General features: G+C 54.4%; 5 protein-coding genes. 2 read left to right on the top strand and 3 right to left on the bottom strand.

Annotated features, from left to right (window positions below; translation table 11 throughout):
• Positions 1-95 precede the first annotated feature (95 nt).
• Positions 96-557, bottom strand: coding sequence for a hypothetical protein (locus SBC1_RS34925; RefSeq protein WP_165104978.1), 462 nt, complete (start codon positions 555-557; stop codon positions 96-98).
• A 733-nt stretch (positions 558-1,290) separates the two neighbouring features.
• Positions 1,291-1,476: a CsbD family protein gene (locus SBC1_RS34930; RefSeq protein WP_165104837.1), complete on the bottom strand. Its 186-nt coding sequence runs from the start codon at positions 1,474-1,476 to the stop codon at positions 1,291-1,293.
• Positions 1,477-1,736: 260 nt separating this feature from the next.
• Between SBC1_RS34930 and SBC1_RS34935 the strand changes: the two genes are divergently transcribed.
• Together SBC1_RS34935 and SBC1_RS34940 are read left to right on the top strand one after the other, a co-directional pair.
• The gene (locus tag SBC1_RS34935) at positions 1,737-2,096 is read left to right on the top strand and encodes a DUF2471 family protein (protein WP_165104838.1); all 360 of its coding nucleotides are present in this window, start codon (positions 1,737-1,739) and stop codon (positions 2,094-2,096) included.
• A gap of 399 nt (positions 2,097-2,495) precedes the next feature.
• Positions 2,496-3,515, top strand: a complete 1,020-nt coding sequence (locus tag SBC1_RS34940; protein ID WP_165104839.1) for a tyrosine-type recombinase/integrase — start codon at positions 2,496-2,498, stop codon at positions 3,513-3,515.
• Between the two features lie 18 nt (positions 3,516-3,533).
• Here SBC1_RS34940 and SBC1_RS34945 read toward each other — a convergent pair whose 3' ends face one another.
• On the bottom strand, positions 3,534-4,748 hold the full coding sequence (locus tag SBC1_RS34945; RefSeq protein ID WP_165104840.1) for a DNA-binding protein: 1,215 nt from the start codon (positions 4,746-4,748) through the stop codon (positions 3,534-3,536).
• Between the last annotated feature and the right edge of the window lie 1,749 nt (positions 4,749-6,497).

Genomic DNA, 6,497 nt, shown 5'->3' on the forward strand with positions numbered 1-6,497 from the left:
CTTGAGGACGACCACACGCTCCCGCCCACGATTCGCCCTCGCTGGGCGATCTCGAATGAGGCACGACTAGCGCCTCAACGCCCGCAGGGGGGATGTCACCAAAATCTGACGCGTAGCTGAAACCCCAGCGTGAAGGGCAAGTCGCTAGAGGGAATCGGCGGAATCAGGATGATGTTCGCGCCAATGCGACCGTACTCCGCCATGATGACCGGCGCGAGGACCGGACCCAGTTTGTGATCGTGGCCGATACCCCACTTGCCGTAGTCGTATCCCGATATCAAGCCGCCCATTGCGGCCAGTCGGATGTAACCCCAATGCGCGAATTCCGGCGCCCAAACGCCACCGCCATAAAACGAAGGTGCCGTAAGCGAATTTCGGAAGTAGCCGCCGGTGAGCGCCCACTGCGGCGCAATCCAGCATTCAACGCCAATGCCTGGATTGAATTGATCGAAGTGTTTTTTGGGATGAACGTGATATGAACCGATCATCGCGTCCGCCCATAAGCCGTCACTGCAAACCTCGGCTGCTGAGACATTCGATGTCGCGCCCAATGCCATCAAGGCCGCCAGCATGAGCGGGGCACGGATCTTTTTTGAGATATTTTTTGAGACAGTTGCTGACGTTTTCATTCGGCTCAAACCTGTGCGTTCTGCCGTCGCGGTCTCGCCGACCACGCCTTTTTATTTAAAGTTCGAGCGGAACTTTACATGAACGTCGTAGGCATTTGTGTGAAATTGGGAAATGAGATTTAGGGAATTAAAGTCCTGAGTGGATTTGATATTTAGCTGAAATCTTCCCGCTTTTAATGACTTCATAGATGGACCATATTCGTTCGTCGATTTTTGGTTCGCTGCGCGAGATAGCCTGCGGAGTGTCAGCAGATGAGATGCGAGATCTCTTCGTCCAACTAGCACAATCCGGATCGCATGGACTTGGTGCAGCAGGGCAAACCGGTGGCCGGAACTTGATGCGCATAAAGTTTTCCGCCTGCGCGTGAAAGAGGGGACCCAGCAGCAAAGAACGTTTAGTTTCAAAAGCGCCCCTCCCACAAAATTCAGCTTTTCAACCCGATTAGGACAGGAAGCTGGATAACTCATCCAAAACTGGCCGGGCAATTCCCAAGCTGATAAAGCCTTCAGGGGAAACCGTCTCTAGATAACCGGTCAATCCCAGCATTCGCCAGGGTCATCGTGACGAAGTAAACGTAAATGGCCGTCCCAAATCGCTTTGGAACGGCCAGCCACTTTCAAAGCCCCGCGGCAGCTACTCGCCGCAGCCTGATGTGATCAATCAAGGTTTTTTGAGCGCGTCCTTTACGTCTTCGCGAGCATCGCCGACGCCTTTTTGCACCTTACCGGCTGCCTGTTGCATATCGCCCTTTGCTTCCTGGGTCTTGTTGCCGGTTACCTTGCCAACCACCTCGTTGACTTTACCCTTGGCCTGATTCACTACGCCGTCTTTCTGATCCTTGTTCATCTTGATCTCCTTTCGTATCGAGGCGCGAAATCCGGGTCTCCCGGTATTCGCGACGTCATGTCAGAGAAAGCGCCCTGACCGTGTAATCAGAATGGCGATTTCGAACGCCGCAGAACAGCCGCACACGTCTGATTCCCGCGTAGGCGGAATCGCACATACGCGCGGAGCACTCAGCGCGACCCTAGAGGAACATTGCGATAAACACTGTATGTTTGTACAGTACATATCTTGGCGCAATGGCATGGATGGAGGAGAACAGAATGGACTTCGACGAAGATCGTATGGACACCCCCGAATTCGCACGCACAGTGCGTGACCTGGAGCGGATTACGCGAGATATAGCCCAGCGCTATATCGTGCAAGGTGTGCCTTTGACTTGGCGGTTGCTGCTCGCCATTGAAGCAGAAGCGCTCGCGGATCTCGGTTTTGCAGGGCGACATGAGTCCGCACTCCGCGCGCTGTTTGCGCGCCCGGACGACATGGCTTTTCCTGAAACCGATGATCTCGTCGATTTCGGGGCATCGAATGCTTTACCACCCGTATTTGTATTTGCCGTCGATGCGTACGATTGCGCGGCCCGTGCTGGACATCCTGAACTGGCAATAGTCGTGGCACATTGAGATCTGAACTCGCGACAGCGCAAATTGCGAGCATGGCCGCCGGGAAACCGGTGGCCAACATTTTTTTAACCGCGTTTCCAGCTGGTAGCCAGACTCGAGCACGCTAGAAGCGCATCGCATGTCACGCGCAGGACAAACCGGAATGCCCGCCGTGGGTTCTTCTTATTGCTGGGGCTGGTCAATACGTCGTCGAGCTGTCACGCCAGACCTCGCCTGCGAGCGCCTGGCAACGCAGCTTTCAATTTGCGGGCAGCATTTAGATCAGAACTGACCCTCACAATCTCTTTGCAACGACGTCTACTTACCAAATGCATCGATAAATTCGTGCAATAGACGGCGCCGTCAGCTATCGCGTAACCTGTCGCTTTGGTACTTTACAACTAACGGATTACCAGACCAATGACCGCCTCCGCGAAAACACACGAAATTTTCGATCACGAGCGCGCAAACTGGTATGCCGATCCGCATAGCGCGTTCGACTCGTGGATGGCGCATCAAGCGTTCAAAGCGTCTTCCGCGGACGTCTACCGAGCGCAATGGGGGCTCTTCCTCGAGTGGCTGACCGTTAAACGAATCGATCTCCGAACTGTTGATCGACTTGCCATCGAACAATTTGTCACTCAATTAGAGATTCGAAAACCACAGCGTGTTCGCTATCTCCGCCTTATTGAACGGGTACTCGACCGTGTCCGCGAGATCGAAATGGCATCGACGAACCCAGCTCGCTTCATTGCCCAGGACGGCGAGGCTCCATGGCGAGATGCACGCGAAAACGAGCCAACAGGATTTCTCGCCCACGGCGAACGAGCGGCACTGATCAGGTATCTTTTCTCTCCAATCGGCAACCTGCCGGCGGGGCAACGCTGGCGAGAGCGCCGCGATCGTGCGCTGGTCGGCGCATTCCTGGGTGGCGGGGTAAAAACGGGGGAGGCAGCGGCGCTGACCGTTAGTAACTATTCATGGAATCAACCATGGCTTGCTGTCGAGGCTACGAATTCCGCATTAAGTCGAGAAACCCGGCTCGCACCATTTGCAATCGCGTTACTCGACCATTGGATCAGCGAGCGCAAAACAGCGCGATTACTGGGCAATCTGCTGTTCCCATCTGCACCATCGGGCCGCCCGATGCACAAGGCCACCATGCTGCGAGCGATCGATGCCGTGATCGGAGCCGCCGGCATTGCCGGTTCGCGAACGGCACGCGCCAGTCCGCAGACCTTGCGCAATACCTTCGCGGCCGACTTGTTCGAAAGTGGCACAGCACCCGAACGCGTCGGCCAATGGTTAGGTTTTCAGCAACAAATCTCAGCACATCGACTGTATCGAGCATGGCAAAACTGGACAGGTGAGGAAATACGGGAGCGAGACTTGGCGGAGGCGCTAGAAAGCGGGCGCGAAGCAGACCACAGATTCGAATAGTTCAGCTCCCGAAAAGTCTCACCTCTCGGTCTGTTCACTGACGTTGGCGATCTCTGCGGAGTGAAATCGGGCTACCGCGAGCAACCGCGACGACGCGGTTCCCGACGAGCGATCGCAATCCGGACAGGACAACTCGAACTCATCATCGTGCTGCGCGAGTTCAGGCTCGCCGGTGACACACGTGGGACAACTGGCCGGCACTGCGACAAAACCATCAATGTCCGTTCCCAGCGTCTGCATTTCTGGCATGGATAGCCGTCCTTCCTCAACCATAGTGCAGATCAGCCGGGCGACGTTTTCGCTCATTCCAGTTTGTCCGAGCAACGCGTCACGTTCAAAGGCCAGTGCGTCGATCTCGTCGGATTGCTCGCGAATTCGCAGCTCTAGCCGATCCGTGCGTGCCTTAGCGATGCTAAGTTGTTGAATAAAATCGAATTCCTTCTGACTTGCCTGACGCACCCCCGCTTGGTAGGTTGCCGCCATGCCACGCAAAGAATCAAGTTCCACGAGCATCGGCTTCACTCGCCGCTCGGCCTCGCTGATTGCATCCTTGATCTGTTGCGCGTAATGCTCAGTGTTGTGCCGTAGTTCACCGTTCAACGCATCCACACGATCGCGTAACGTGGCGTTAGCCGCTTGCTCTGTTTCGAGTCGTTGAGTCAGTGCGGCATGTTCTCGTTCCAACCGATGAATCGATGCATGCAAGCTGCTTTGTGCCTCCAGTTCGCGGCCACGAAGCGATGCTAATTCGATCTCCAGCGCGGAATTGCGTGCTAAAGCGGTATCGGCACGCGCCTCGCTGCGGCGAAGCGCCTCGTCGACCGTTGCACAACGGACTTCTGCGTCGCGAAGTCGGCTTAACGCAGTGTTGATATCGTCTTTTGCAGCATGGCGCTCGTCTTCAAGCGATTGAAGCGCAAATTCCTGCGCTTCCAGGAAAAGCTGCCCGAGCAGCTCGCCAGCTCGCTCCTGGAGTCCTTCCGGAATCGCTCCACTTTCGATACGAACGCGCGACGCGGATCTGATCCGAGTCCAGAATGCGTCAATATCCTTTGGGATATCGCTCGCGCTTCCAGTTTGCGTGAGGTCTCTGACAGTGGCCATTGACGGGCGAATGCCAAAATCGAAGAAAAGCCGCTTGCAGGCGTGCTGCGACAGATCTTGCCGACGCGCACCATTGGTCCGCATTGTTGCGAGTTCAGTCCGCAACGCGAGACGTTCTGCGTCATTCATACGAAGCTCCAAGTGAATTTCGTTCGTATAATAATACTTTACGTATCAAACACTACATATTTAGATCGGATGGGCGGGCTAACGCTTGCCGCTACTCTCTTTCTAGCTGATTACGCCATATCACACATTCTGCGCGGTGGCATCCGTGAAACATGTCGAGGTTAATCCGTTAAGCCGTTGATTACTAGCGTCTTTTCACAACTTCCCCATTTCCGCAGATGTTCCACGGAGTTTTTGTTTCACGGTTCTCTTTCTTCGATCCCTCCGCTTCTTGAGAGTATTAGAAGTAAACACCTTTGAAACCTAGTTAAAGACGTTAACGCCGCGGCAAAGCCTTACCCGATAAGGCTTTCCGGGCGGGTGGGTGAGGGTCTGCGGGATAGAAGGTGAGATAACACGGGAGCTATCGGTGTATAGGTTCGGGGACTAGCGTGAGGAGCCACGGGAGCAAACGTGAGCGAGTTCGGGGGGCAAGTGTTTTGGGAAGGTGAGGAAATACAGGAGTTGGCCCAGCCATTGTCTATATGCGGCGGTACGGCACGCTTCGACCGGCCAATTTCTGCAGTGAGCGTTTGCAGGATAAGAAAAATGCGAAAATCTCGGTCAAAAATGGGTAATTAATACCGATAGGTGAGGCTTTCCAGGGGGCAAACCGATTCCAGGGTGAGACTATCCGGGTGTTGCCAGCTCCGAGTCCCGGGTTTGCGAGGCGCGCAAACCCCAATGGTGAGGGAATACGGGAGAGCTGCTCGGTCGTATTTGGAGTTGCTCACTTTGACGATCCTGCTGGTTTTAAGGGGTATTTCCGCAAAACCGGGCCGGAGGTGAGCGTTTCCAGGATCGGTTTGTTGTCCGTCCAGGATCACATCGACAGCTGTGGTGAAGTTCAAAGGTGAGGCTTTTCGGGACGATATATGCTCGATCTTAACGCTCGAAGATGCGGGTTGGCTGATACTTCATCGACCAATCTTGTATTAAGGACATGATTTAAAAAGACTTTATGTGGATTGAATGCTCTCACATCTCGGCAAAGGTGAGTGTTTTCGGGAGCGGTGATCAGTTGTTCGCGGTTAACTCCTTAGCGTGAAAAACAGGCAAAGGTGAGCTTTTACAGGACCGCATTTCCCTGAATTTGGTTCGTGAGAAGGCTCCCGCGGTGCTGAAATCCAGAAAATCTTCCGTTTGCGACGCTAAAGGTGAGTGTTTGCGGGGGGCGATGAGGGATATGTATCGATGCTGCGGAGCGTGGGAAATGCCAAAGGTGAGGTTATGCGGGACCTCGAACGCGAGGTTCGAGAACCTGTTTTGAGACCCCGACTCGGCTGAGTAGGCCTCTCCGGCGGGTAAAGGTGAGCTTTTGCGGGAGTAATTGCGCGGCAACTGGCATGCTATTGAGGGCTAAAGCTTTGATAACTCGATGATTAGGCCATTTCTCCGCACTTTCATGAATTTGCGCCTTGCGGGGAAAATTCGTGAAAACCACAGGAACGCGTAAAAAAATTTCAGGTGAGAGGATACGGGACCAGGTTTGAGGCGGCTCGATTCGATTCGGGAAGCGCCCAATCCGTTTACCCGCATGGCACGGGGCATAAATGAGACGAGGCGTGACGGTGAAGGTGAGAGTTTTCAGGAGCGCACCTCAGTGAGTTTTGCACGTGACATCCCCTTCACCACTACAGGGTGAGTGCGCACCTGTAGACGAGCTTCACCGTCATGAGTATGCTTTCCCAAAATTCTCCTGACTCCAGC

Source organism: Caballeronia sp. SBC1 (assembly GCF_011493005.1).
Lineage (GTDB): Bacteria > Pseudomonadota > Gammaproteobacteria > Burkholderiales > Burkholderiaceae > Caballeronia.

Bases quoted from the DNA above. Each gene is read 5' to 3' on its own strand.
- SBC1_RS34935 (WP_165104838.1), top strand. From the start codon at position 1,737: ATGGACTTCGACGAAGATCGTATGGACACCCCCGAATTCGCACGCACA.
- SBC1_RS34940 (WP_165104839.1), top strand. From the start codon at position 2,496: ATGACCGCCTCCGCGAAAACACACGAAATTTTCGATCACGAGCGCGCA.
- SBC1_RS34925 (WP_165104978.1), bottom strand. From the start codon at position 557: ATGGCATTGGGCGCGACATCGAATGTCTCAGCAGCCGAGGTTTGCAGT.
- SBC1_RS34945 (WP_165104840.1), bottom strand. From the start codon at position 4,748: ATGAATGACGCAGAACGTCTCGCGTTGCGGACTGAACTCGCAACAATG.
- SBC1_RS34930 (WP_165104837.1), bottom strand. From the start codon at position 1,476: ATGAACAAGGATCAGAAAGACGGCGTAGTGAATCAGGCCAAGGGTAAA.